34 protein-coding genes and 1 pseudogene are annotated in these 25926 nt (G+C 38.3%); 2 read left to right on the forward strand and 33 right to left on the reverse strand.

Annotation, left to right across the window (positions count from 1 at the left end):
* Positions 1–3 precede the first annotated feature (3 nt).
* From ACMAZA_RS07675 to ACMAZA_RS07690, 4 genes are read right to left on the reverse strand one after another with little or no spacing between them, the layout of a single operon-like run.
* Positions 4–984: an NAD(P)H-dependent flavin oxidoreductase gene (locus ACMAZA_RS07675; RefSeq protein ID WP_435188433.1), complete on the reverse strand. Its 981-nt coding sequence runs from the start codon at positions 982–984 to the stop codon at positions 4–6.
* Between the two features lie 7 nt (positions 985–991).
* Positions 992–2179: an acetyl-CoA C-acyltransferase gene (locus ACMAZA_RS07680; protein ID WP_435188435.1), complete on the reverse strand. Its 1188-nt coding sequence runs from the start codon at positions 2177–2179 to the stop codon at positions 992–994.
* A gap of 12 nt (positions 2180–2191) precedes the next feature.
* The gene (locus ACMAZA_RS07685) at positions 2192–4630 is read right to left on the reverse strand and encodes a 3-hydroxyacyl-CoA dehydrogenase/enoyl-CoA hydratase family protein (protein WP_435188437.1); all 2439 of its coding nucleotides are present in this window, start codon (positions 4628–4630) and stop codon (positions 2192–2194) included.
* Between the two features lie 15 nt (positions 4631–4645).
* Positions 4646–7102, reverse strand: coding sequence for an acyl-CoA dehydrogenase (locus ACMAZA_RS07690; protein ID WP_435188439.1), 2457 nt, complete (start codon positions 7100–7102; stop codon positions 4646–4648).
* Positions 7103–7268: 166 nt separating this feature from the next.
* On the opposite strand from ACMAZA_RS07690, the gene ACMAZA_RS07695 reads away from it, so the two are divergent.
* On the forward strand, positions 7269–8261 hold the full coding sequence (locus ACMAZA_RS07695; RefSeq protein WP_435188441.1) for a helix-turn-helix domain-containing protein: 993 nt from the start codon (positions 7269–7271) through the stop codon (positions 8259–8261).
* Here the strand turns inward: ACMAZA_RS07695 and putA are convergent.
* The gene (gene putA, locus ACMAZA_RS07700; protein WP_435188443.1) at positions 8258–11890 is read right to left on the reverse strand and encodes a bifunctional proline dehydrogenase/L-glutamate gamma-semialdehyde dehydrogenase PutA; all 3633 of its coding nucleotides are present in this window, start codon (positions 11888–11890) and stop codon (positions 8258–8260) included. The genes ACMAZA_RS07695 and putA overlap by 4 nt on opposite strands.
* A 147-nt stretch (positions 11891–12037) precedes the next feature.
* Between putA and ACMAZA_RS07705 the strand changes: the two genes are divergently transcribed.
* Positions 12038–12487, forward strand: coding sequence for an Lrp/AsnC family transcriptional regulator (locus ACMAZA_RS07705; RefSeq protein WP_435188444.1), 450 nt, complete (start codon positions 12038–12040; stop codon positions 12485–12487).
* Between the two features lie 8 nt (positions 12488–12495).
* Here the strand turns inward: ACMAZA_RS07705 and ACMAZA_RS07710 are convergent, their stop codons facing one another.
* From ACMAZA_RS07710 to rplD, 28 genes and pseudogenes are all read right to left on the reverse strand, one after another.
* Positions 12496–12942 carry a GatB/YqeY domain-containing protein gene (locus ACMAZA_RS07710; RefSeq protein ID WP_435188445.1) on the reverse strand — a complete coding sequence of 149 codons (447 nt, stop codon included), beginning with the start codon at positions 12940–12942 and terminating at the stop codon, positions 12496–12498.
* 27 nt (positions 12943–12969) lie between these two features.
* A complete protein-coding gene (rpsU, locus tag ACMAZA_RS07715) occupies positions 12970–13185 on the reverse strand; it encodes a 30S ribosomal protein S21 (RefSeq protein WP_020025165.1) in 216 nt (71 codons plus the stop codon).
* Between the two features lie 216 nt (positions 13186–13401).
* A pseudogene (rplQ, locus tag ACMAZA_RS07720) lies at positions 13402–13782 on the reverse strand (50S ribosomal protein L17); the annotation flags it as partial.
* A gap of 9 nt (positions 13783–13791) precedes the next feature.
* Positions 13792–14772, reverse strand: a complete 981-nt coding sequence (locus tag ACMAZA_RS07725) for a DNA-directed RNA polymerase subunit alpha (protein WP_435188448.1) — start codon at positions 14770–14772, stop codon at positions 13792–13794.
* Positions 14773–14781: 9 nt separating this feature from the next.
* Positions 14782–15408, reverse strand: a complete 627-nt coding sequence (gene rpsD / locus ACMAZA_RS07730; protein WP_435188450.1) for a 30S ribosomal protein S4 — start codon at positions 15406–15408, stop codon at positions 14782–14784.
* Between the two features lie 9 nt (positions 15409–15417).
* Positions 15418–15804 (reverse strand): 30S ribosomal protein S11, encoded by a 387-nt coding sequence (gene rpsK / locus ACMAZA_RS07735; RefSeq protein WP_435188451.1) that lies wholly within the window; start codon positions 15802–15804, stop codon positions 15418–15420.
* A gap of 16 nt (positions 15805–15820) precedes the next feature.
* Entirely contained in the window at positions 15821–16174 is a 354-nt protein-coding gene (rpsM, locus tag ACMAZA_RS07740) for a 30S ribosomal protein S13 (RefSeq protein WP_435188453.1), read from the reverse strand.
* A 113-nt stretch (positions 16175–16287) separates the two neighbouring features.
* Positions 16288–16401: a 50S ribosomal protein L36 gene (rpmJ, locus tag ACMAZA_RS07745; protein WP_020026342.1), complete on the reverse strand. Its 114-nt coding sequence runs from the start codon at positions 16399–16401 to the stop codon at positions 16288–16290.
* A gap of 9 nt (positions 16402–16410) precedes the next feature.
* Complete coding sequence (gene secY / locus ACMAZA_RS07750) at positions 16411–17691, reverse strand: preprotein translocase subunit SecY (protein WP_435188456.1); 1281 nt, start codon at positions 17689–17691, stop codon at positions 16411–16413.
* Between the two features lie 3 nt (positions 17692–17694).
* Positions 17695–18129: a 50S ribosomal protein L15 gene (gene rplO, locus ACMAZA_RS07755; RefSeq protein ID WP_435188458.1), complete on the reverse strand. Its 435-nt coding sequence runs from the start codon at positions 18127–18129 to the stop codon at positions 17695–17697.
* A gap of 4 nt (positions 18130–18133) precedes the next feature.
* Positions 18134–18520: a 50S ribosomal protein L30 gene (gene rpmD / locus ACMAZA_RS07760; protein WP_435188460.1), complete on the reverse strand. Its 387-nt coding sequence runs from the start codon at positions 18518–18520 to the stop codon at positions 18134–18136.
* Positions 18520–19038 carry a 30S ribosomal protein S5 gene (rpsE, locus tag ACMAZA_RS07765; protein ID WP_435188462.1) on the reverse strand — a complete coding sequence of 173 codons (519 nt, stop codon included), beginning with the start codon at positions 19036–19038 and terminating at the stop codon, positions 18520–18522. The genes rpmD and rpsE overlap by 1 nt, the downstream gene beginning before the upstream one ends.
* Before the next feature lie 24 nt (positions 19039–19062).
* The gene (gene rplR / locus ACMAZA_RS07770) at positions 19063–19410 is read right to left on the reverse strand and encodes a 50S ribosomal protein L18 (protein WP_435188463.1); all 348 of its coding nucleotides are present in this window, start codon (positions 19408–19410) and stop codon (positions 19063–19065) included.
* A gap of 18 nt (positions 19411–19428) precedes the next feature.
* A complete protein-coding gene (rplF, locus tag ACMAZA_RS07775) occupies positions 19429–19974 on the reverse strand; it encodes a 50S ribosomal protein L6 (RefSeq protein ID WP_435188465.1) in 546 nt (181 codons plus the stop codon).
* Positions 19975–19990: 16 nt separating this feature from the next.
* On the reverse strand, positions 19991–20386 hold the full coding sequence (gene rpsH / locus ACMAZA_RS07780) for a 30S ribosomal protein S8 (RefSeq protein WP_435188466.1): 396 nt from the start codon (positions 20384–20386) through the stop codon (positions 19991–19993).
* Positions 20387–20395: 9 nt separating this feature from the next.
* The gene (gene rpsN, locus ACMAZA_RS07785; RefSeq protein WP_435188468.1) at positions 20396–20701 is read right to left on the reverse strand and encodes a 30S ribosomal protein S14; all 306 of its coding nucleotides are present in this window, start codon (positions 20699–20701) and stop codon (positions 20396–20398) included.
* Positions 20694–21245, reverse strand: a complete 552-nt coding sequence (gene rplE / locus ACMAZA_RS07790; RefSeq protein WP_435188470.1) for a 50S ribosomal protein L5 — start codon at positions 21243–21245, stop codon at positions 20694–20696. The genes rpsN and rplE overlap by 8 nt, the downstream gene beginning before the upstream one ends.
* A 23-nt stretch (positions 21246–21268) precedes the next feature.
* Complete coding sequence (gene rplX / locus ACMAZA_RS07795) at positions 21269–21580, reverse strand: 50S ribosomal protein L24 (RefSeq protein WP_435188471.1); 312 nt, start codon at positions 21578–21580, stop codon at positions 21269–21271.
* The gene (gene rplN, locus ACMAZA_RS07800; RefSeq protein ID WP_435188473.1) at positions 21580–21948 is read right to left on the reverse strand and encodes a 50S ribosomal protein L14; all 369 of its coding nucleotides are present in this window, start codon (positions 21946–21948) and stop codon (positions 21580–21582) included. The genes rplX and rplN overlap by 1 nt, the downstream gene beginning before the upstream one ends.
* 26 nt (positions 21949–21974) lie before the next feature.
* Positions 21975–22244, reverse strand: a complete 270-nt coding sequence (gene rpsQ, locus ACMAZA_RS07805; RefSeq protein ID WP_435188474.1) for a 30S ribosomal protein S17 — start codon at positions 22242–22244, stop codon at positions 21975–21977.
* Positions 22241–22429, reverse strand: a complete 189-nt coding sequence (gene rpmC, locus ACMAZA_RS07810) for a 50S ribosomal protein L29 (protein ID WP_435188476.1) — start codon at positions 22427–22429, stop codon at positions 22241–22243. The genes rpsQ and rpmC overlap by 4 nt, the downstream gene beginning before the upstream one ends.
* On the reverse strand, positions 22429–22839 hold the full coding sequence (rplP, locus tag ACMAZA_RS07815) for a 50S ribosomal protein L16 (protein WP_435188478.1): 411 nt from the start codon (positions 22837–22839) through the stop codon (positions 22429–22431). The genes rpmC and rplP overlap by 1 nt, the downstream gene beginning before the upstream one ends.
* Positions 22840–22851: 12 nt before the next feature.
* Positions 22852–23544: a 30S ribosomal protein S3 gene (gene rpsC / locus ACMAZA_RS07820; protein ID WP_435188480.1), complete on the reverse strand. Its 693-nt coding sequence runs from the start codon at positions 23542–23544 to the stop codon at positions 22852–22854.
* Between the two features lie 6 nt (positions 23545–23550).
* Positions 23551–23883 carry a 50S ribosomal protein L22 gene (rplV, locus tag ACMAZA_RS07825; protein WP_435188482.1) on the reverse strand — a complete coding sequence of 111 codons (333 nt, stop codon included), beginning with the start codon at positions 23881–23883 and terminating at the stop codon, positions 23551–23553.
* A gap of 21 nt (positions 23884–23904) precedes the next feature.
* A complete protein-coding gene (gene rpsS, locus ACMAZA_RS07830) occupies positions 23905–24171 on the reverse strand; it encodes a 30S ribosomal protein S19 (RefSeq protein WP_435188484.1) in 267 nt (88 codons plus the stop codon).
* Between the two features lie 9 nt (positions 24172–24180).
* Positions 24181–25005, reverse strand: coding sequence for a 50S ribosomal protein L2 (gene rplB, locus ACMAZA_RS07835; RefSeq protein WP_435188486.1), 825 nt, complete (start codon positions 25003–25005; stop codon positions 24181–24183).
* Between the two features lie 10 nt (positions 25006–25015).
* Positions 25016–25306 (reverse strand): 50S ribosomal protein L23, encoded by a 291-nt coding sequence (rplW, locus tag ACMAZA_RS07840; protein ID WP_435188488.1) that lies wholly within the window; start codon positions 25304–25306, stop codon positions 25016–25018.
* Positions 25303–25917, reverse strand: coding sequence for a 50S ribosomal protein L4 (gene rplD / locus ACMAZA_RS07845; protein WP_435188490.1), 615 nt, complete (start codon positions 25915–25917; stop codon positions 25303–25305). The genes rplW and rplD overlap by 4 nt, the downstream gene beginning before the upstream one ends.
* Positions 25918–25926 lie beyond the last annotated feature (9 nt).

The raw sequence follows: 25926 nt of genomic DNA on the forward strand, positions 1-25926 counted from the left end.
TCCTTATGAAATTCGATTTTTAGATTCTTTATATTGCTGCTCTAATTCTAACACCAAATCCTCAACACTCGGCACATTGGAAATAGAGCCAACACCTTGCCCAGCAGAAAAAATATCCTTCCATCTCTTTGCTGAAGCCTTACTGACATCAAAATCTACCTTAAGTTTTTGCTTGATGAATGGCATTATCATTTTCTTAAAATTAGAGATTGTTGATTGAATACCTCCAGCATTTGGATTAATACCAGCATTATTCAAGGATTGCTCAAGCCAGTTGCCATTGACTCCAGTAATCTTATTTGACTTAATAATATCATTAGCGGATGCATTTAAGATCATCTGCTTGTAGTCTTCAGTCGCATCGCTCTCTTCGGTTGCAATAAAGCGAGTACCCATATAGGCCATATCTGCGCTTAATGCTTTTATAGCCAGAACTGCATCACCAGAACTGATACTTCCGCCAACTATAATTGTTCCATCAAATATACTTCTCACTTCAGATATAAAGGCGAATGGGGAAAGGTCTCCAGTATGGCCACCCGCACCATTACAAACAAGGATAAGTCCGTCTACTCCAGCGCTAATTGCTTTTTTTGAGTGATACAAATTAATGACATCTGAATAGACTAGGCCGCCATATTCATGAACTTTACTTACAACCTCTTTAGGGTTCCCAAGAGAGGTAATCACTATGGGCGGCTTATGCTTAAGAATTAACTCTATATCATCATTACTCCTGGCATACATTTTACTTACGATGATGTTTACCGCCCAAGGCAGGGCATCTTTACCGGAGCCTAATGCTTGTGTTATTTCTGTGAATTCTTGATCTAAAGCCTCTAAAGTTCGACAGTTAGCAGTCGGAAAGGACCCAACAATCCCTGCCTTAGAAGATGCTATCACAAGCCTAGCATTCGAGACAATAAACATAGGTGACTGAATAATTGGCAGTCTGAGTTGGTCGATGTAGTTTTGATTAGTCATAAATGGTTTAGCATCTTTTAATGATCCCAGCAGCCCCCATCCCAGTTCCAATACACATGGTTACCATTCCATAATCAATCTTTTCTCTTTGCATTGCAGAAACAAGTGTTGCAATTCTAATAGCTCCAGTAGCACCCAGAGGATGCCCAAGGGCTATAGCACCTCCAAGCGGGTTGACCTTTTCTGGATCAAGTTTTAACTCCTGAATAACAGCCAGAGATTGCGCAGCAAATGCCTCATTAAGCTCAATCCATCCAATATCATCAAGAGATAGGTCTAAGGAGTCAAGAACTTTAGGCACCGCCTTGACTGGGCCAATACCCATTATTTCTGCAGGAACTCCGGCAACCGAAAAGCCCAGAAACTCAGCCTTAGGGATTAAATTATATTTCTCAACTGCCTCTTCACTAGCGACAAGAACAGCGGCGGCGGCATCAGACATTTGAGAGCTGTTTCCTGCTGTCACTGAACCATCTTGAGCAAAAACAGTTCTCAGTTTTGCTAAAACTTCCAAACTTGTATCTTCTCTAGGTCCTTCATCTTTAGAAACAAGATTAGTGTTTTTTATATATTCATTTGATTCAACTGAGTAACTATCCTCAACAGTTGAAATGGGTACAATTTCATTTTCAAATAAACCGCTATTGTTTGCTTTTATTGCTTTTTGGTGACTGTTGAAGGCGAACTGATCTTGTGCCTCTCGGGAGACCCCATATTTCTGCACCACTTTCTCTGCAGTAAGTCCCATCCCATAAGCAATAGAAATATTCTCGTCTGACAAAATTTTAGGATTCATTGACGGCTTAAAGCCAGTCATCGGAACACTACTCATACTTTCGACGCCTGCAGCTATGACCAGGTCAGATGACCCAGACTTAATGAGGTCAGCAGCGTTAGAGACGGACTGAAGACCTGAAGAACAGAATCTATTGAGTGTATATGCTGGAGTTGAATCTGGAAGTCCAGCAAGCAAAGTTGCAATTCGTGCAATATTTAAGCCTTGAGGTCCTTCTGGCATCGCACATCCAACAATAATATCATCAATACTATTGTTTATTTTTTCAATTGGATCTGACGCCTTTAGAACACTTTGTATAGCATGGACCAATAAGTCGTCTGCCCTAGTCTTAGAGAGCAAACCTCTAGCTTTTCCAACTGGAGTTCTTTTTGCATCAACAATATAAGCTTTTCTCATCATACTCTCCAGTTAATTGCGAAGGGGTTTACTATTTCGAAGCATAAACTCAATTCTGTCTTGAGTTTTCTGTGTTCCCAAAAGCTCAACAAAATATTTCTGTTCAAGATCTAGCAGCATTTTTGAATTGACAACTGTGTTCTCCTCAACTAGGGAGCCAGTCATCACTTTGGCCAATGACGATATGCAATATTTGTCATGTTCGGACATAAAGTTGCCCTCAAATAGGTTAGCAACCTGCGCCATAATATTTGCATATCCAGCCTTACCTACTACTTTGAATGTGTCATCAAGTGGGGACCTGAATCCTGACTCAAGCATTGCTAAAGCTTGCTGTTTAGCAACATAAAGTAGCTCATGGGGATTAGCAATAATGACATCTTCATTCTTTAGGTAACCCATTTCTTTAGCTTCCAAAGCACTAGCCGAGACTTTTGCCATTGCAATTTGTTCAAAATGTTTAGACAACAAAGGAAAAATATCATCAGACTCTTTGTTTAAATAAGCTCTTAAGGCCATCTCCTTACTGCCACAGCCAGCAGGAATGCCTCCAATTCCTACTTCTACAAGTCCAATGAAAGAGTTCATAGAGGCAACCACTCTATTGCAGTGAAGTAAAAGTTCACAGCCTCCTCCAAGCGCTAGTCCATCAACAGCGGCAATGGTCAATATTTTTCCATGCTTTAGCCGCATTAATAAATCTTGAAGCATGCGGATAGTTTTCTTAATGGAGTAGAGCTTCCCAAGTTTAGGCAGCTCAGGATGCATCACCTCAAAAGCCTTCTTTTTTGCTTTGGATGTCAAGCCCGGATCCTTTTCAAGTAGGCCAAGCTTAATTGCTGAAATAACCTCATAAAGGTTAGCACCTGCACAAAAATGTTCCTGCTCTTGTCTGATTACAAGGGCATGAAAACCATTGCTTTCAAGATAATCTAGGCATTCAGGTAGCTCAGTTAAAACACTTGAACTCAATACGTTCATTTTTGTTTTGAAAGAGACGCTAGCAACTCCATTTCCGATATCAATCAATTTAGTGGATTCACCATCTTTCAAGACCTCTAATTGACTTTTCCTCTCTCCACTCAGAACGGCCTTATTTAATTGCCTTTCGTAGACCGGATGAGAAGACCTTGGAATAAAATGACTATTATTTGGATTAAATGCACCCTCATCAGAATAGACGAAAGCTTGCTCCATGACCCATGCTGGCAGGGCTTGATTTGATAGAGTCTTGCCATCCTTAATGTCTTGATTTAGCAACTCTCTTACCTCAGACCAACCAGTCATCTGGACTTGTTCAAAGATTCCTTTTTGCCAAGCAAACCCTGACTTTAATGCCAAATCTACGCATCTTGCAGTTTCAGCAACATGCTCCAGATGATAAGCAGTGTAATGAAATACATCGCGATGAACCGACCACAAAAACTGAGCCTGCGGGTCTTCACATTTAGAGAGTTCAAGAAGAGCATTTTCTATGGTTTTGCTATCTTTTATAATTTTCTTTACTTTAGAACTAATAGTTTTATCAGAAAGCCTATATTCTCCATCTTTAGGATCAAAGACAAATATGTCCTTGCCCACTTTTTCATAGATTCCCTTTCGAGTCTTGCTTCCTAAAGATCCCTTCTCAATTAACGCCTGAATCCAATCTGGAATTTTAAATAATTCAATCCAAGGATCATCTTGCGCATTTTCATAAATATTTTTTACTACGTTTGCCATTACATCAAGGCCAACAACATCTAAGGTTCTAAACGTAGCGCTCGCAGGTCTTCCTATTCTCTTTCCAGTCAGAGCATCAACTGTGTCAGCAGAAAGGTTAAAGTTCTCGGCATGCTTTAAAACTGCCATAAAGGAAAAGACACCAATCCTGTTTGCAACGAAAGCAGGACTATCTTTAGCATAAACAACCTCTTTGCCTAATGCTGAAGTAATGAAACCCTCAGCCTTGATTAACAAGCTCTCATCACTATATGACGTTCTTATTAACTCAACGAGCGGCAAATATCTAGGAGGGTTAAAAAAATGAACTCCAAAGATTCGACTCCTCAAACTATCTGGAGCAGACTCAGCTATTTTTTGAATCGACAAACCAGATGTATTCGTAACGAGAATGGCATTGTCGTTGACATGAGGTGATATTTGCTTAAAAAGCTTCTTTTTGATTTCTAGATTCTCAACAATCGACTCTATGATGAAGTCACAGTCTGAAATAGCAGTTAAATCATCGTAAGTTGATCTCTTAATTAATCCTGATACAGAGGGACTTGCAAAAGGTGTTGGCTTTAATTTCTTCATCATGGCTATGGATTTTGATAATGCTTCCTCACTAGTATCAAACATCGTAGTATCAAAACCTAAATTGGCGAAGTGGGCAGCTATCTGACCTCCCATTGTCCCCGAACCTAGTACAGCAATCTTAGTAAACGCTTTATCAAAATATTCTTTCATAACCATCCCAAATCTTTATTTATCAAAACTCTCGAAATCATCAACCTTTAATGCCTCAAGAACTAAATCATTCAACCTTAGCCAGTTCTCTTTATCCTCTTTGGATAAAGTTTTATTGTCGACAAGGCCTTGAAGCCAAAACTCTAAAGTAATGCTTGGCTGATATCTGTATCCAGCTTTTTTAGCTTTATCTCTCAACACTTTTAACTCTTTTCCAGCCTCAAAACCTTGAAAAAGTATATTGAATGGATGCTCAGGCTTGTCTTTGAGGTTAGCGCAAATGCAGGTTGAAAGGTTGTTTTCTAACCACTCAGTATCAAGCACAGATTTTGAAGTATTGATAATCAGCTTGTCATTAACTTGAGAGGATGTAACTGAAAATGGAAAGAATAAAATTCTCAAGAGCCATTTCGCAACTCTATTGATAGGCATGCTTTCAATGTTTTTAAGCATCGATGTGTCTGCCTCCTCTATAAGCCTGAGAACTGAAAGCTTAAGAATATACTTTGCTCTCTCGTCATCAAGAAACTTCTCTTCATACAACTTAGTACAGGAACTAATTTCGTACATTGCTGATATTGAATCCGCGAACCTACCTGATATCATTTCTTTTCTTTTAAGTGAGCCTCCTAGGAGCAGAGAGGCGATATCAGTCAAACAGGCAAACTTAGCTGACAGCACAGAAAGATTTCGATAGTAGGCTTTAGTAGTTTGATCTCCATAAGGTTTAGCCAAGCGTCCTCGCGTCCAAGAAAACAAAATGGCTCTTGCAATATTGTTAATAAAGCTGCCCACATGATTAACGAGAGCTTTATCAAACTTATTGATTGAATCTTTGCTTTCATCATGAAGCGCTCTTAACTCCTCTAGCATCGTTTTATGGCATCTAATGAGCCCTTGTCCAAAAATCATCAGGCTTCTTGTTAATATATTCGCACCCTCTACGGTAATTGCAACTGGAGCACCTGAATAGACCTTGGATACATAATTCCTCTTTCCCTCCATGACTGCTCTGCCGCCATGAACGTCCATCGCATCGATTGAAGAGCTTTGGAGCAGCTGTGTATTCCTGTATTTCACAATCGCAGAAATGATTGAGGGCCTGTGACCTGCATCCAGTGCCCAAGTTGAAAGATTTATATTGGCGGTAGCTCTAAATGCATTGCTAGCAAGGTTTGAAAGCTTTTCTTGAATTCCTTCCATTTTAGCAATGGGTATTCCGAACTGCTCACGTGTTTGCGAGTAAGTGCTTGTAGTTAGAAGCATTGCTTGGGTTGCTGACGCACCTGTAACTGGAAGTGAAATGCCTCTTCCTACACTGAGACACTCCATCAGCATCCTCCAGCCGTGTCCAAGCATTTTATCTCCACCAATGACCCAATCCATCGGTATAAATACATCCTTTCCAAAGATTGGACCATTTTGAAATGGCTCACCAATTGGTTTGTGCCTTGTACCAATACTCAAACCTTTTGTCCCCCTTGGTATTAATGCGCAGGTAATCCCTAAGTCATTTTTTTTATGAAGAGGGTGATCTTCTGGAAGTAAATTATCTGGATCATAGGCTTTGAAAGCCAGCCCAATCACTGTTGCAATTGGAGCAAGTGTGATATAGCGTTTTTCCCAATTCAACCTTAGGCCTAGAACCTCTTTTCCTTCAAACTTGCCATGGCAAACTATTCCATTATCTATTAAAGAGCCCGCGTCTGATCCAGCAACTGTTGAGGTAAGTCCAAAGCATGGAATTTCTTTACCCTCTGCAAGCCTGGGAAGGTAATGCTGTTTTTGTTCATCTGTACCATATTTTAAGAGCAATTCTCCCGGTCCAAGAGAATTAGGGACCATAACAGCAATCCCTAAAAATTGAGATGCAGAAGAGAGCCTTCCTACAATAATTGCGTGAGCAAAATGGGAAAAGCCTTTTCCATTAAACTCTTTTGGAATAATGAGCCCTAAAAATCCTTTGTCAAAGATATATTTCCATACCTCCTTGGGTAGATCATGAGACGATTGAATTTCATGAGAGTCAACCATAGCACATAATGTCTCAACTTCATTATCAACAAAGCTTTGCTCTTCTTGCGTTAATTCTGTCGCCTCTAATTCAGTCAACTCTCTCCAATTTGGGTCGCCCTGAAAAAGCTCAGCATCCCACCAGACGCTTCCTGCCTCAAGAGCGATACTTTCTGTAACTCCAATTGGAGGCAAAGATTTTCGCATTACCTTGTACAAAGGCTTGGTGAAAAGAAGCTGCCTAATTGCCGGAACCAAAAGGACTCCAACTGCAAAAAGAATAAGCAAGAGAAATTGAGCTCCAAAATGATTAGCAATCACAGCGCCTGGATAAGTTAATCCAACAGCTAATAACCATAACTGCCACATCTTTATATTTGTCTTAACGAGAACCAATAGAATCAATACTATTGATAAAAGAAAAGAGAGTATAGAATATTCAAATATATTTTCTAACATAAATCTTAATCCTGATTAATAACTTTAAAGTTAAAAGAGCCTTTTACTCAGACCAAAATTGGCTCTATTACTTATTTTGATAGCATTTAGTATAAATACAAAAATCAAAATATAATTAACATATTATTATAAAATATTAACATTTTATTGTAATTTAACTTAAATTTTGAATACTTACAGCGGCGTATGGAGATGCATACAAAGACTCCATCAAATTTACCCTTTTGAAGTAGAAGACATATTCCAAAGGGTTGGCATAGCAAAAAGCTTTTTAGATAATCAAAATGTATCTCTACCTGTCGAGATGCTTAATGAATTCGTAATGAATGCTGAGTCGGTTTTTCAGGATGAATTAGTATCAATCAATTTTGGTCGAATGGCACAAGTGAGACCAAACTATGGTGAGGCTTTTGGTTTAGCATTTGTATATTCGAAAAATCTAGAAGAAGGCATAAAACTAATTCAATCTTTTATTGGAACTGAACTTGAGAGCATTGACTTTATCATTAGTGACAAAGATAACTTAATAACAATTCAATCCGTTGCTGATCCAAAAATAAAGCATCCATATATCTATGAAAACCTTGGGCTTTCTATAGCCGCATCCTTCATACGTTCAAAACGATTTCAGATTAAACAAATTAATACGAAAACAAGCACTCAGGCTAAAGGAGTTCAAGAAAAATCCCTATTTAATTGCCCCATCTACTGCTCTTGTGAAGAAACATCCCTCGTCATTAGTAAAAAGAACTATCTAAAAAAGAATGCCCTCTCCAATCCTAACCTTGTCAACTACCTGAGAACTATTCTTAAACATAAGTCGAACAAAGTTAGCTCAAACTTAAGTCTTAGAGATAAGATTGAGAGGGTGATGAATAACTATGAGGATCATTACAACCTAATCAATATTGAAGAAATATCAAACCATCTTGGATTAAGCACTAACTCACTTCGTAATCAATTGCTAAAAGAGAATACAACTTTTCGTGAGATATTTAATGGTTTCAAATTAAAAAAAGCTAAGCATATGATTAATGAGGGACTTTCTATTAAGGTTATCTCATACCATCTAGGTTACTCAGAGCCTTCCTCTTTTGTGAGATGGTTTATAGGTCAAACTCAACTCACTCCAACTGCATTTAAAATTAACGCGCGTTAGAGCGCAAGAAGATTTGCATTGCCTCCTGATGCAGTTGTATCTTCAGTTACTACTTGCTCCTTAAGAAGTTCCCAGGCCTCATAAATTGAACTTACTATTGTAATTAGTTCACTTCGTGACGCCAATATAATTTCTTGCATTGATGTGGAATTGCCAGAATAAAACACAGCGCTGTATAAATTACTCACCAATAAACTCATACTTGGAGAGTCATTAAGCCTAAGTATATTTTCTTTTTTAAAGCCTAGTTCAATCAAGATGTTGCAGTCTTTACTGGAAATTGGACAAATGACACTATTACCTAAAAAAAGTGACAAGAGGGTCTGCTTTAATAATTCATCTGGCTCAGGCCCAAGACACAAAACTGTTCCTTTGGATTTATAACTTAACTGGTTTGACTCCCCTGTAGGCCCTGGTAATGAAATGTTAGAGCTATATTTCAAAACCTCTTGATTTAAAAATTCAAAGAAATCCTCTTCAATATTTGGAAATGCTCTCTTCAGTTTTAATAGTAATTCATTACTTAACTGGAGTGATGGAGGGAGGGGTTCTCGAGCATCGATGGTATCATCACTCAAAAACACTGTATGGTTTGATCTTTCTCTAGAAAGAATGTTTTGGCTGTAGCCATGGAGCGAGTTTGGGCCACCAGCTTTCGGGCCTGTCCCAGACAAACCTTCACCGCCAAATGGTTGTGAGCCAACCACAGCACCAATCTGATTTCGATTGATATATATATTTCCAGCGTTAACTCTCAATGAAATATCCTTAACCTTTTTTTCAATTCTTGAGTGAATTCCAAAGGTCAGTCCGAATCCTTTCGAGTTTAACTGTTCTATTGTTTCTTCAAGCTCATCATCTTTATATGACAATACATGCAGAATAGGTCCAAAGAACTCCTCATGAATATCGTCCATTGATTCAAGTCGGATTAATGTCGGCGATACGAAGAAGCCAATTTTTGATTTAACATCTAACTCCTCGATAATCTGATTATTGCGTCTTGCTTTATCAATGTAGCTTTGTAATTTAATTTGTGCAGCTGAATTAATGACAGGACCGCACTCAATATCTAGATACTTTGTATTTCCACAACCTATCTCTTTCATAGCACCTTTAATCATACTGACTACTTCCTCATAGCAATCATCTTGAATCATTAGAATCCTCAGTGCAGAGCAGCGCTGACCAGCACTTTTAAATGCGGAATCAATAACATCTCTTGTAACTTGTTCACACAGCGCAGTAGAATCTACCACCATGGCATTTAAGCCTCCGGTTTCAGCAATTAGCCTTGCCTCTATGTTCCCACAGTCAATCAAGCTTTTCTTGATTTGCTTTGCGACTTCGTTTGAACCTGTGAATGCAACGCCTGCAATTTTATTGTTGCCTGAAAGATATGAGCCAACTTCAGAGCCTTTACCCAAACATAACTGAAACAGTCCAACAGGGATACCTGCCTCAATTAAAAGTTCACTAGCCCTATAAGCAATAAGTGAAGTGCTCTCTGCAGGCTTTGCAATGACAGCATTACCTGCAGAGAGTGCTGCAGCTATTTGCCCTGTAAAAATTGCTAGAGGGAAATTCCAAGGACTAATACAAACAAAAACACCTCTTGCCTTCCTTTGTTGGGGCATTACTTCTCTTGATAGATTTGCATAATAGCGAAGGAAGTCAACCGCTTCCCGAACTTCATCCGTCGCATCTTGATGAGTCTTCCCAGCCTCTCTCATAGCAAGAGTCATCAGCTCGTATTGATTTTCTTCATACAGATCTGCAGCACGCTCCAAGCACTTCAGTATTGTTTCAGTATCAATCATTTTGGTATTAAAAGTACTTTTTGCAGATTCGATTGATCTTTCTATTTGAGCCTTGGTTGAATAGAGCGCATATCCAACAATATCATTTTCATCGGAAGGGTTTCTGACCTCTTGGTCTAATTTGCCTTCAATAGGATCTCTATCAATGATCGGTTTTGCAATCCATTGGTGATCAAGCCAAATGTTTTTCTTTTCATAAAGCTCATCAACACTATACTGATCAGTAAATATGACGCTCCTTGAATTGCGATGACTATTGTTGAAGATATCTTTTGGCAACTGAATCTTAGGGTGTGACTTTTCAGAATCTTGCTCAACAATTGAAAAAACATCAGCTGCCAAACTTTCAGGACGTATATTCTCATCAAATAAGTGGTTAATGAAAGAACTGTTTGCACCATTTTCAAGAAGACGCCTCATTAAATAGGCCAACAACTCTTTGTGGCTTCCGATTGGAGCATAAACCCTTGATTCGACGCCGTACTTTTTTGAAATGGCGCGATGCAAAGACTCACCCATTCCGTGAAGTCTTTGAACTTCATAGCCTTCGTTATTTCCTGCCATCTCACAGATGCTGACAAGCGAGTGTGCATTATGGCTTGCAAATTGAGGGAAAATCCTATCTCTCATCCCTAAGAGTTTTTGAGAGCACACCAAGAACGAATAGTCAGTATTTATTTTCTTGGTAAAAACAGGAAAATCAGTATCTCCAAGAGTTTGTGAATGCTTAATTTCACTATCCCAATAGGCGCCTTTAACAAGCCTCACCATTATTTTAAGATTATGTTTTTGACAATTATAATTTAGCCAGTCAATCACATGCGACGCACGTTTTTGGTATGCCTGCACAACAACGCCAAACCCCTCCCATGAAGAATTTGCAATTGCCTTCATCACCTGAGCAATAATATCTAGTGACATCTCTAAGCGATCAGCCTCTTCTGCATCAATATTGATTCCTATGTTATAGCTTTGAGCAATTTGAACCAACTCTAGAACCCTAGGAAGTAATTCTGAGATTACTCTTTCTCGATGCAAGAAGTCATACTTTGGATGGAGTGCAGAGAGTTTAACTGAAATACCATTCGCACCAGTAACAGAATTTTTTTTGTTACATTTTCCAATTTCAATCAGAGCGCCTTTGTATGCTCTAAAGTACTTATCAGCATCATTCATTGTCCAGGCAGCTTCGCCAAGCATATCAAATGAATAGAGTCTATTTTTTACATTACGACCCTTCAAAGCACTCTCTATAGTCTCAGCAAAAACAAATTGTTTAGCAAAAAACTGCATGACGTTGTTCGCACTAAAACGTATACCTGGCCTTGAAAGAATCTCAATAGCCTTTTTAATTCTGCTCTTTATTTCTCTATTACTTCCATGAGCTATCATTTTGTCTGCAATATTTAAGGCTATCGTAGCTATATTAACCATAGAAGAATTGCTAGTGCCGATATGCTGAGACCACCCCTTTCTTGCAACTTTATCAATAAATAATTTATCCCTAGTTTTGTTATCAGGAACCCTTAAAAAAGCCTCCACTAGAGTCATTAACGAGAGACCCTCGTCACTTGTCAGATTGTACTCAGATACGAATAGGGACAACAGGTCAGGTTGACTCGATTGCCTTAACTGTTTAATTAATTCAGAAGTTTTTGATTGAAAAATAGTCCGCTGATCTGAGTTGGTCAGTTCAAATAATTTGAGATCATTTAATGCGTCAGACTCACTCACAACCCTTGCATCTCTTATCTTATTTCTTAGAGGAGAGTAGTCAACTTTATATTTAAGATGAGAAAAGCTTTGCATAGTTATTGAAAATCCAATTCATAAGTCTATTTTATTTTAATAGTTATAGTGAATATAACTATTAACATACATAAATAAAGTAATTAATTACAATTTATTTATAATATAATTATATAAATAACTAAATTTTTATAAATAATAGCAATTATGACTAATATTGATAGCTTTGATCATAAAATACTTGAGCTTTTACAAAGTGATGGGCGGATGACAATTACCGATTTGTCTAACCATATTGGTTTGTCTAAAACCCCTTGCTTGAAGCGTGTACAAAAGCTTGAGACTGCAGGCTATATCAAGGGATATAAGGCAGTCATTAATCACGACTTAATAGACAATAATCATATTGCCTTTGTGCAAATAAAACTCAATGACACCAAAACGATGGCACTTAATGCATTCAATAAAGCTATAAAAGAAGTATCAGAGGTAGAGCAATGTCATATGATTGCATCAAATTTTGATTATTTGTTGAAGGTAAGGACTGAGAATATGGATAGCTATAGAAAAGTTCTAGGAGAAAAAATCTCGGCGCTTCCGCACGTTCAAAACAGCTCAACTTTTGTAGTGATGGAGGAAGTAATTACGAGCGTTTAGTTTGCTTATTAAGATAATTTAGACTTAATAAGCTTAGAGACCAGTCCCATATCTGCCTGGCCATCCAATTGGCCTTTGAGTATTCCCATAAGCTTACCCATATCTTTCATAGAGTCAGCACCAGAATCAGAAATAGCTTTGTCAACTGCTGCTTCAATTTCAGCTTCACTGAGTTGCTTTGGCATGTAATTATTTATGATAGATAGCTCTGCCTCCTCAACCTCAACCAGATCTGTTCTTCCGGCATCTGAAAATTGTGAAATTGAGTCTTTTCGCTGCTTTACCATTTTTTGAATTACAGCCATGACTTGGGTATCATCCAAATCAATACGTTCGTCTATTTCTTTTTGCTTGATTGCCCCAAGAATCATTCTGATGGCTTTAAGGGCAGATTTGTCTTGAGCCTTCAAAGCCAACTTCATATCATTGGTTATGAGTTGTTTGAGCTGAGACATTAGATTATTTAATTAAGTACTAAAGCTTTAGTACATGCGTTTACGATGAATCCTGTTTTTTGACATTTCCTTATGAGTTCTTTTTACTGCTGCAGCTTTTTTACGCTTATTGACCCATGTCGGTTTTTCGAAAAATTCTTTTTTTCTTACATCAGTAATAACACCTGCTCTGTCACATAAACGTCTAAAACGACGAAGTGCAATGTCAAACGGTTCATTCTCTCTTACTTTAATTGCTGGCATATATTAATTCCTTTAAGATTCTTTTTTTGCAGCTTTAGCTTCTTTCTTTGGTGCCGTAGCTTTAGCTTCTTTCTTTGGTGCCGGAGCTTTAGCTTCTTTCTTTGGTGCCGCAGCTTTAGCTTCTTTCTTTGGTGCCGCAGCTTTAGCTTCTTTCTTTGGTGCCGCAGCTTTAGCTTCTTTCTTTGGTGCCGCAGCTTTAGCTTCTTTCTTTGGTGCCTCTACTACAACTTCTTCTTCTCCTTCAAAGTCTACTAGTTGAACTAAAGCCATTGGAGCTTTGTCGCCTGTACGAAAACCTGCTTTTAATATACGGACATAACCACCAGGTCGATCTTTATAGAAAGGGCCAACTTGAGTAAACAGTTTAGCAACCATAGCGTCATCTCTTAACTTCGAGAAGATGTGACGACGATTTGCAACACTATCAGCCTTGGCTCTTGTTATAAGAGGCTCAATTACACGTCTAAGCTCTTTAGCTTTTGGTAATGTAGTTTTAATTGTTTCATGCAAAATCAAAGAATTAGCCATATTCTTAAACATAGCTTTTCTGTGCGATGCATTTCTATTTAGTTGTCTTCCTGACTTTCTGTGTCTCATCGTATATCCTTATTCACTCATTAAGTCAACTGGCGGCCAGTTTTCAATTTCAGTACCTAGCTCTAAGTTCTTCTCAGTTAATACTTCTTTAATTTCATTTAGAGACTTACGTCCTAAGTTAGGAGTTCTCAATAAATCCTGCTCTGATTTTTGTATTAGATCACCTATGTAATATATTTGCTCAGCTTTCAGGCAGTTTGCTGAACGAACAGTAAGCTCAAGTTCATCAACTGCAGACAGATACATTGGAGGGAAATCATCAGATGTAGGTTGAGGCTCCTCTTCAATAACTGGCTCTAATTCTACAAATGATGAGAGCTGATCTTGAAGGATAGTAGCAGCTCTTTTGACTGCTTCTTCAGCATCTACTGAGCCATTAGTTTCGATAACTATGTTCAGTCTGTCAAGGTTTACCTTTTGCTCAACCCTAGCTGCTTCAACTGTAAAACTAACTCTTTTAATCGGGGAGAAGCTAGCATCCAATTGGATACTTCCAATAGTTTCAGAATCAACTGATCTTGCAACAGCAACATCATAACCAACACCCGTTCCAATACCCAGTGTCATTCTAATTTTGCCGCCTTCATTTACTGTAGCAATAACTTTTTCAGGATTGAAGACTGATACATCAGTTCCATTAGCCTCAATGTCTGCAACCGTAAGCTCACATGGGCCTTCTTTCTCAATTATGACAGTAGCACTTTCACTTGCATTAAGTCCAATTGAAGCCTCTTTCAGGTTAAGAAGGATGTCCAATACATCTTCCTGAACGCTCTCTATAGTTGAGAATTCATGCATAACACCATCAATAGCCACCTCAGTAATAGCAGAGCCAACCATAGAAGATAACAATGTTCTTCTTATTGAATTACCTAGAGTATGGCCAAATCCACGCTCAAAAGGTTCAAGAACGACACGATATTCGTTCTTAGATATTTCAACAGAATCTACTAGTTTTGGTTTTAAAAAATCTCTTGCACTTCCTTGCATATTTAATTCCTATTTAGAATATAGTTCCACGATTAATTGCTCTGAAATATCAGAAGATAATTCATCGCGCGCTGGTACGTTCTTAAAAACGCCTTTCAATGCTTTATTATCAACATCGACCCATTCAGCTACTCCATTTTGACCAGAGATTTCAACTGCAAGCTGAATTCGGCTTTGTTTTTTCGCTTTTTCTCTTACTGAAATTTCATCATTTGCACTGACTTGAAAAGAAGGAATATTTACAACCTTTCCATTCACTAAAATTGACTTATGAGAAACTAGTTGTCTAGCCTCAGCACGAGTTGAAGCAAATCCCATTCTGTATACAACATTGTCTAAACGGCATTCAAGAAGTGACAAAAGGTTTTCACCAGTAGGGCCTTTTCTTGAGCTTGCTTTCTTATAGTAAAGACTAAACTGCTTTTCTAGGATGCCGTAAATACGTCTAACTTTTTGCTTCTCTCTAAGCTGAAGACCGTATTCACTACCTTTTTGACGACGAGCATTTGCACCGTGCATCCCAGGAAGTTGGGTTAATTTACATTTTGAATCAATAGAGCGAATTCCACTCTTCAGCTCTAAGTCAACACCCTCACGACGTGCTAATTTACATGTAGGACCAGTATATCTTGCCATAATTTATCCTTATACTCTTCTTTTCTTAGAAGGACGGCAACCGTTATGAGGTATTGGCGTCACATCTGTTATTGATTGAATTTTTAAACCTTGTGCGTTCAGTCCACGAATTGCAGAATCGCGACCTGGACCCGGCCCTTTAACTCTAACTTCAAGATTTTTCATTCCAAAAGCCTGTGCCTTTTCTCCACAATTTCCTGCAGCTACTTGTGCTGCAAATGGAGTAGACTTTCTTGAGCCTCTAAAGCCAGCGCCTCCAGAAGTAGCCCAGCAAATGGTATTACCATGTCGATCAGTAATCATCACAATAGTATTATTAAAAGTTGCGTGTATATGCGCAATACCGTCTGAGACGATTTTTTTTGATTTCTTCTTAGAAGCTTGCTCTTTTGCCATAATATCTTATGCCTTTTTATTTAATTAAACGACGCGGACCTTTTCTGGTTCTTGCGTTTGTTTTAGTTCTCTGACCACGTAAAGGCAATCCCTTTCTGTGTCTAATTCCACGATAGCAACCTAAATCTCTAAGGCGCTTAATACTCATTGCAACTTCACGTCTTAGGTCACCTTCAACCTCATACTTTGAAACCGCATCACGGATCGAGTCTAGCTGATCTTCAGTAAGAGCAGAGACCTTTGTACTTGGGTCTAATTTCAATGATTCACATATCAACTTAGATCTAGTTTCACCAATACCAAAAATAGACTGTAAGCCAATCACAATATGCTTATTTGTTGGAATATTTATTCCTGCAATACGTGCCATATACTCTTCCTATACCTCAAATAAATAATAGTTTTGAACAGTTTTTCCGTTCAATTTCTTTAAGCTGAAAAATCGTGCAATTTTACTTTGTAAATTAAGCTCTGTCAATGTAATCAGCCCTGCCTTTGCTTATGACGTGGCTCTTTACAGATGACACGGATAACCCCATGTCTCTTAATAATTTTGCAATCTTTACAAATCTTTTTAACTGATGCTCTTACTTTCATAACTTACCCTTACTTTAAATTTGCCTTACGCATCAAACCTTCATATTGATTTGACATCATATGAGATTGAGCTTGGGCAATAAAATCCATAACCACTACAACGATAATTAGAAGGCTTGTTCCACCAAAATAGAAAGGAACATTCCAGTATAAAATTAAAAATTCTGGAAGTAAACATACCGCTGTAATATAAATAGCACCTACTGCTGTCAATCTTGAAGTTACCGCATCAATATAATCGGCTGAATGCTGTCCAGGCCTTATACCAGGAATAAAACCACCAGACTTTCGAAGATTGTCTGCTGTATCTTTTGCATTAAATGTAAGTGCTGTATAAAAGAAAGTAAAGAAGATAATAGCAGCACCATAAAACATAATATATAACGGCTGTCCAGGTGAAATGCTTGAAGTAATATCTGCTAACCAACCCATTCCCTCTGATTGAGAGAACCATCCGCCTAATGTAGCTGGAAAAAGAATAATACTTGATGCAAAAATTGGAGGTATTACTCCAGCCATATTGATCTTAAGAGGCAAATATGAAGTCTGTCCACCAACCATCTTTCTACCTTGCTGACGTTTGGCATAGTTAACAGCAATTCTTCTCTGACCTCGCTCCATGAAGACTACAAAAGCCATTACTAAAACCACCATTATGAGCATAATGACTACAGTAAAGACACTTAACTCGCCAGTACCAACCATACTCAATGTATTGCCAAATGAAGCCGGCAAACCAGCAACGATACCTGCAAAAATGATCATAGAGATACCATTACCAATACCTTTTTCACTAATTTGCTCACCTAGCCACATTAAGAATAGTGTTCCAGTAGTTAAAGTCACCACTGTTACAAAACTAAAGGTCAATCCAGGGTTTGTGACTAACGCAACTCCACCGCCCATTTGAGACTGGAGTGCAATTGAAATACCATAAGATTGGAAAACTGCTAATAGAACAGTTCCCATACGTGTGTACTGTGTGATTGTTCTTCTACCTCGCTCACCCTCTTTCTTAAGCTGCTCAAATCTTGGAACAACAGATGTCATCAGGTTCATGATGATTGAAGAGGAAATGTAGGGCATAATCCCCAGGGTGAAGATTGATAGCCTCTCTAATGCGCCACCAGAGAACATATTCATCATCCCCAGAATACCAGTTCTGTTATCTTCAACAAGAGATGCAAGCGCAGTCTGAGATATGAAAGGGATCACAATATGTGTTCCCAATCTGAAAACGATCAATGCACCAATTAGATAAAGGATGCGTTTTAATAGATCTTCACTCATGAATTACTCGCTTATAGTTCCTTTTGCAGCCTCAATTGCTGCTCTAGCACCTTTAGTAGGCTTAATTCCGACCAGGTTAATTGGACGATTAATCTCTCCAGAGAGCATAACTTTGACTCTTAAAATGTTTTTGGTTACAAGATTGTGTTTTTTTAAAACATCGATAGTGATATCTTTCTCAGACAATTTGTCTAGCTGAGATAAAGTGACTTGTGACGTAATTGAAGACACGCGTGATGTAAATCCAACCTTCGGCAATCTTCTCTGAAGTGGCATTTGACCACCCTCAAAACCAATCTTTGTAAATCCACCTGAACGTGATTTTTGACCTTTATGGCCCCTTCCAGCTGTTTTACCCATTCCAGAACCCATGCCTCTTCCTACACGTTTTCTAAGAGACTTTTCACCTAAGGCAGGCTTTAATGTATTTAAATTCATTTAATTAACCCTCAACTTTTAATAGGTAAGAAACCTTGTTAATCATGCCTCTTACTTCTGGTGTATCTTCAAGCTCAACAGTATGGTTGATTCTTTTTAAACCTAGACCAGTAACAGTAGCACGATGTTTAGGTAATCTCCCATTAAAACTTTTCACTAATGTAACACTAACTGTTTTCTTTTTAGGAGCAGCTTTTTTTGTAGGCGCTTTTTTAGTTTCGACTGCACTAGTAGACTCAACTTTTGCTGCAGCTGCTTTCTTAGGAGCTGCTGCTTTCTTAGGAGCTGCTGCTTTCTTAGGAGCTGCTGCTTTCTTAGGAGCTGCTACTTTCTTAGGAGCTGCTGCTTTCTTAGGAGCTGCTGCTTTCTTTTCTACTTTTTCGTCAGCCATCAGACTTCTCCCATAATTTGTTCAACAGTTTTGCCGCGCTTTGCAGCAACAATTTGTGGTGATGACATTTTAGTAAGGCCATCAACTGTTGCTCTTACAACACTAATTGGATTTCGAGTTCCATTGCACTTAGCTAGTATATTGTGAACACCAACAGCTTCCAAAACACTTCTCATTGGGCCTCCAGCAATTACACCGGTACCTTCTGAGGCTGGCTGCATATAAACTTTTGCAGCTCCAACTCTAGAAGTAATAGGGTAGTGAAGGGTGCCATTAATTAGTGGAACAGGCTTCATTGATCTTTTAGCTTTATCCATTGCTTTTTGAATAGCCAAAGGCACTTCACGTGCTTTACCAGTTCCATAGCCGACTTTACCATTACCGTCGCCAACAACTACCAAAGCTGAAAAGCCGAAAATTCTACCACCTTTTACTACCTTAACTACGCGGCGGATATTTACCAACTTCTCTATGAATTCACTTTCTTCTTTGTAATTATTTCTATTATTTTCAGCCATTCTTTAAACCTTAAGTTCTTTTAATTAAAAATCTAATCCGCCTTCCCTTGCTGCCTCAGCAAGTGCTTTAACTCTTCCATGGTATTTAAAACCAGAACGATCAAATGCGACCTTAGAAACTTTAGCCTTCTTAGCAGCTTGCGCTATTAAATCTCCAACCTTGGATGCAGCTTCAACATTTCCACCATTTTTCATCTTAGAGGAGACGCTAGATGCAGCAGCGATTGTCTTAGTTCCGCAACTACTTATAATTTGCGCATAAATATGTTGAGATGATTTATACACGCACAAACGCTCTAAATCTCTCTCAGAATGCTTAGCTCTAAATTTTGTTGCTCTTCTTATGCGAGCATCTTTTTTTGATAATTTCATTTAACTACCTTCTATCAATTATTTTTTCTTAGCAGCTTTTCGAACAACCTGCTCATCTGAATAGCGAACACCCTTGCCTTTATATGGCTCTGGCGGACGAAATGCTCTAATTTCAGCAGCTGCTTGGCCAACTTTCTGCTTATCAATTCCCTTTACTATGACTTCAGTCTGTGAAGGAGTTTCTACAGAGATTCCTTCAGGCAGTTTGTAGTCAACAGGGTGAGAGAAGCCAAGAGTTAGGTTCAAAACCTTTCCTTTTGCTTGTGCTCTGTAACCGACTCCAATTAGGGTTAATTTTTTCTCCCAACCTTCGGTCACGCCTTTAATTAAGTTAGCTGTATTTGCTCTAGCAGTTCCAGCCTGAGCCCATGCCGCTTTTTCCTCTTTCTTAGTTACATCATTTGGAGCAAATGTTAGTACATTGTCAGCTGTAGAAATCTGTACTGATGAATTGACATGCATTGTCATTTCACCTAGCTTTCCTTTAACAGAAAGAAGACCATCTTCTTGCGTAATATTTACGCCTTCAGGAATTGTTATTGGTGCTTTAGCAACTCTAGACATTTTTAATCTCCAACTATTATGAAACGCTACACAAAACTTCGCCGCCAATATTTTGAGCTTTGGCAGATTGACCTGTCATCACTCCTTTCGGCGTTGAGACAATAACTATACCAAGACCATTCATAACACTTGGCATATCATCTTTACCAGCGTAGTATCTTAAGCTAGGCTTTGAGATTCTATCAAGTGTTTCAATCACCGGTTGGTTGTCAAAGTACTTCAATTTAATGATTAGCTCTTTATTAGCAGACTCACCTTCGATTGAGAAAGAAGTAATATAGCCTTCATCTTGCATAACACTGGCAATTGCAGCTTTCAAATTTGATGCAGGAATACTAACTTGCTCTTTGTTAACTGATTGCGCGTTTCTAATTCTTGTCAACATATCAGCTATTGGATCAGACATACTCATATTAACCTCCTACCAACTAGCTTTAGATAATCCAGGAACTTCACCATTCATGGTGCGCTCTCTAAGTTGAGTTTTTGCTAAACCAAACTTTCTGTAAAAACCATGAGGACGACCTGAAAGGCCACAACGATTGCGCTGACGCACAGGCGAAGCATCTCTAGGAAGTGACTGTAATTTAATTACGGCCTGAAAACGATCCTCATCAGAAGTATGAACACTCTTGATAATTCTTTTCAATTCAAGGCGCTTCTCTTTATATTTTTCGACCAACTTAGCTCGCTTTATATCTCTATGTATCATAGACTTTTTAGCCATTATTTCCTCCTTTAAATGGGAAATTAAACATCGCTAATAGTTTCTTAGCATCTTCATCATTCTGTGCATTGGTGGTAATAGCTATATCCATTCCTCGCACACTTGTTACCTTTTCAAACTCAATTTCTGGAAAGACAATTTGTTCTGTAATTCCCATGTTGTAATTGCCTCTTCCATCGAATGATTTGTCATTTAATCCACGGAAGTCCCTTATGCGCGGAATAGCAACATTAACTAGTCGATCAAGAAATTCATACATTCTTTCTTTTCTAAGAGTTACCTTACAACCAATGGCGTTACCTTCTCTTAACTTAAAGCTAGCAACTGACTTTCTTGCCAAGCAAGTTACCGGCTTTTGAGAAGAAATTAAACCCAACTCTTCTAGAGCGCTTTCCAATACCTTTTTATCTCCTAAGGCTTTACCAAGCCCCATGTTGATTGTAATTTTTTCAATCTTGGGTACAGACATTGAATTAGAAACACCTAGCTCCTTCTGAAGCTTAGGGATAATTTCATTTTTATATTGTTCTTGTAATCTAGCCACTTATCACCTACTTATTCGTTACTTTAAATAACGGCTTCACCGTTTGATTTAAAAAATCTTTCTTTAACACCTTCATCATTAACCCTAACACCGATTCGATCAGCCTTTTTTGTTGTAGGGTTGTAGATTGCTACATTTGAAATACTCATTGGCATTTCTTTTTCTTCAATTCCACCTTGGATACCTTCTTGTGGATTAGGGCGGACATGCTTTTTGGCTAAGTTATAACCTTCAACAATCACCTTTTCTCCAAGTACCTTGGTTACAGTACCAACAGAGCCTTTATCTTTTCCAGCAATAACGATTACTTCATCATTTTGTTTAATTTTCATCATTATAAGACCTCTGGTGCAAGTGAAACAATTTTCATAAATTGAGCACCCCTTAATTCACGAGTAACCGGCCCAAAAATTCGAGTTCCGATCGGCTCTAATTTTGTATTAAGAAGAACAACTGCATTAGTATCAAAACGAATACGAGAGCCATCTTTACGACGAACACCTTGAGCAGTTCGAACGACCACTGCATCATAAACATCACCTTTTTTTACTTTACCGCGAGGCGAAGCTTCCTTGATGCTTACTTTGATAACATCACCAATGTTTGCATAGCGTCTTTTTGAACCGCCAAGCACTTTGATACACATAGCTCTAACACCACCGCTGTTATCCGCTATATTTAATTTTGTTTGCATTTGAATCATATTCTTTCTCTCTTTATAGCGACTATCTAATCAATACTCACAGATTTTTCAACAACTTCTACCAGAGCCCAGTTCTTTGTTTTAGAAAATGGCTTTGATTCAGAAACTCTTACAACGTCACCAAGACCACACTCATTTTTTTCATCATGGGCATGAACTTTTGTGCTGCGCTTTATGTACTTTTTATAAATTGGATGACGCACCTTGCGCTCCACTAAGACAGCAATTGTCTTGTCACGACTGTTGCTCACAACTTTACCTGTAAGGACTCTTTCTACCGTATTAGTTTCACTCATGAGCTTTTCTCGTTAATAATTGTTTTAATTTGGGCAATCGCTTTTTTTGTTTTGCCAAGTTTTGATAAATCAGTCAGTTGAGATGTGCTTTTTTGCATACGCAACTCAAATTGCTCTTTACGCAAAGTAATAAGCTGTTCATTTAACTGAGTCACATCCTGATCTCTTAATTCTTTAACATCCATTACATTATTGTCCGTTTAATTACTGTTGTCTTAACTGGGAGTTTCGCTGCCGCAAGTTCAAAAGCCTCTCTAGCTACTACTTCATCAACACCCTGCATTTCAAATAACATTTGTCCTGGCTTAATTTGAGCAACCCAATACTCAACACTACCTTTACCTTTACCCATTCGAACCTCAAGTGGCTTCTTAGTAATCGGCTTATCTGGAAAGACGCGAATCCATATTTTTCCTTGTCGCTTTACATGTCTTGTCATTGCTCGTCTTGCTGCCTCAATTTGTCTAGCAGTCATTCGGCATCTACCTGAAGCTTGCAGTCCAATTTCACCAAAGCTGACATTGTGACCAGCAGCCAAACCGCGATTGCGGCTTTTCATAATCTTTCTATATTTTGTACGTTTAGGTTGCAACATCGCTATATTCCTTTACTTCTTGCCTAATTGTTTAGTAGCACCACGTTTTGAAACTTCTTCAATAGTGCCTTTATTATGATCGAGAATCTCACCTTTAAAAATCCATACTTTAATACCAATAACGCCATACTGTGTATTAGCTCTAAAGCTGCTGTAATCTACATCAGCTCTAAAAGTATGGAGAGGGACTCTGCCTTCACGATACCACTCTGAGCGAGCAATTTCTGCACCATTCAATCGCCCACTTACCATGACTTTAATTCCAAGTGCGCCTAATCTAGTTGCATTACCAAGAACTCTTTTTACGGCGCGTCTATACATCACACGTTTTTCTAGCTGTTGAGCAATATTCTCAGCAACTAAACGAGCATCCAATTCAGGTTGTTTAACCTCTTCAATACTAATGTGAACTGGCACACCCATTTTTTCCGAAACAATATTCTTGAGCCTTTCAATGTCAGCACCTTTTTTACCAATAACAATCCCAGGTCTTGCAGTATGAATAATAACCTTAGCAGTGTTAGAGAGTCTCTCAATAGATATACGGCTGACTGATGCTGAAGTCAATTCTTTAAATAAGAAGTCTCTTACTGCGATATCAGATAATAAATATTCAGAATAATCTTTACTGCTGGCATACCACTTGGAATCCCAATCCTTTACAATTCCTAATCTAATACCTACTGGATTTACTTTTTGACCCATAATTATTTACTCGCTTACGCCTACACTAATGTGGCTGGTTCGTTTAAGAATTCGATTTGCTCTTCCCTTGGCTCTAGGTCGAATTCGTTTCATTGTTGAGCCTTCATTTACGAAGACACTACTTACTTTTAACTCATCAATATCAAGACCGTCATTATGCTCAGCATTCGAAATTGCAGAACTTAAAACTTTTTTGACTAAGACTGCTGCTTTCTTATTGCTAAATGTCAAAATATTCAAAGCCTCTTCTACAGGCTTATTTCTTATTTGATCAGCAATTAACCTCACCTTAAAAGGGGAGATTTTTGCATACTTATGAATTGCTTTAACTTCTTTCATTTTCTAAACCCTTTGCTAATACTATTTACGATCACCTGAATGACTTTTAAATGTTCTTGTTACGGCAAATTCGCCCAACTTATGTCCAATCATATTCTCATTGATAGAAACTGGAACATGAACACGGCCATTATGCACCGCAATTGTAAGGCCAATCATTTCAGGAACAATAACCGAACGACGTGACCATGTTTTAATAGGTTTTCTGTCATTACTATCTTGAGCCTTCATTACTTTTTGAATTAAGTGCTCGTCTACAAATGGACCTTTTCTAAGTGATCTTGCCATAATTACCCTTTATTTTCTTCTACGTACTATTAATTTATCAGTACGCTTATTAGTTCTTGTTTTATAACCTTTAGTCGGTGTACCCCAAGGAGAAACAGGATGTCTACCACCACTAGTCTTTCCTTCACCACCACCATGTGGGTGATCAACTGGGTTCATAACAACACCACGGACTGTTGGTCTAACACCTCTCCAACGAGTAGCACCCGCTTTACCAAGTTTTCTCAAACTGTGCTCTGATTTTGAAACCTCGCCTAATGTTGCACGACACTCAGCCAAAACTTTTCTGACTTCTCCAGAGCGAAGTCTAATGGTTACATAATTTCCTTCTTTAGCTACTAATTGAACAGAAGTTCCAGCACTTCTTGCAATTTGAGCACCTTTTTTTGGTTTTAATTCAACGCAATGAATAACACTACCAAGTGGAATATTACTTAGAGGAAGAGAATTACCTTTTTGGATTGCAACAGAATTACCAGAGATAATCTGGTCACCTGATTTCAGACCCTTAGGGGCAATAATATAGCGACGCTCACCGTCAGCATATAAAACAAGTGCAATGTTCGCACTTCTATTTGGATCATACTCAATTCTCTCTACAGTTGCTTGAATATCATCTTTATTTCTCTTGAAATCAATAATACGATATCTTTGCTTATGGCCTCCACCTCTATGTCTAACAGTAATCTTTCCACGGTTATTTCTTCCGTTGATTCTATTTTTACTTTCAGTTAGTGCAGCAAAAGGCTTGCCTTTATGCAGGTCATTATCAACGACACTAACAACAAAACGTCTGCCTGGTGAAGTTGGTTTTCTTTTAATTACTGATGCCATAATAAATTCTCTATGATGCAGTTGCGTCAATCATCTGACCTTCAGATACTTTAACGACTGCTTTTTTCCAATTAACACGCTTCCCAGCTTTTCCTCGGTAAATCTTCTTCTTTCCTTTTACATTTGAGGTAGTTACAGCTTCAACAGTCACACCAAATAACTCTTCTACTGCTGCGCTGATTTCTCTTTTGTTGCTGTCAGTCCTAACCTTAAAGACATACTGATTGTTGGCTGTAGCCAAAGTAGTCTTCTCAGAAACAATTGGTCCAAGTAGGACACTCAATACTTTTTCTTGATTCATAACATTGCCTCTACTTTCTTTAATGCAGCCTTTGTAAGAACTACATTTTCATAGCCAATTAAGCTGACTGGGTCGATACTTTGAGTATCACAAACACCAACATGATACAAATTACGTGAAGATAAATACAAATTCTCATCTAGCTCATCAGTCATTAAAAGAGCATCTTTTAAATCTAATGTTTTCATGAGTGAAGTGATGTTTTTTGTTTTAGGTTCTTTAATTTCTAGATCTGATACTATTTTCAAGCGGTCTTTACGAAGTAACTCTGAGAGAATTACACTGATTGCCCCTTTGTACATTTTTTTGTTTACTTTTTGAGAGTAGTTACGAGGCTGAGCAGCAAATGTTACTCCACCACTTCTCCAAATTGGTCCTCTAGATGTTCCAGCTCTTGCACGACCAGTACCTTTTTGCTTCCAAGGCTTCTTTCCGCCACCACTAACTGCTGAGCGATTTTTCTGAGCTTTAGTTCCACTTCTTCCGCCTGCCATATAGGCAGTAGTAATTTGGTGAACTAGTGACTCATTGTAGTCACGACCAAAAATATCTTCAGAAACTTCCTGTGAAGTAGATTTGTTAGTTTTTAAATTTAATACTTTTACTTTCATCACTAGACC

Origin of the sequence: Pseudothioglobus sp. nBUS_23, from assembly GCF_051201565.1 — a bacterium.
Lineage (GTDB): Bacteria > Pseudomonadota > Gammaproteobacteria > PS1 > Pseudothioglobaceae > Pseudothioglobus.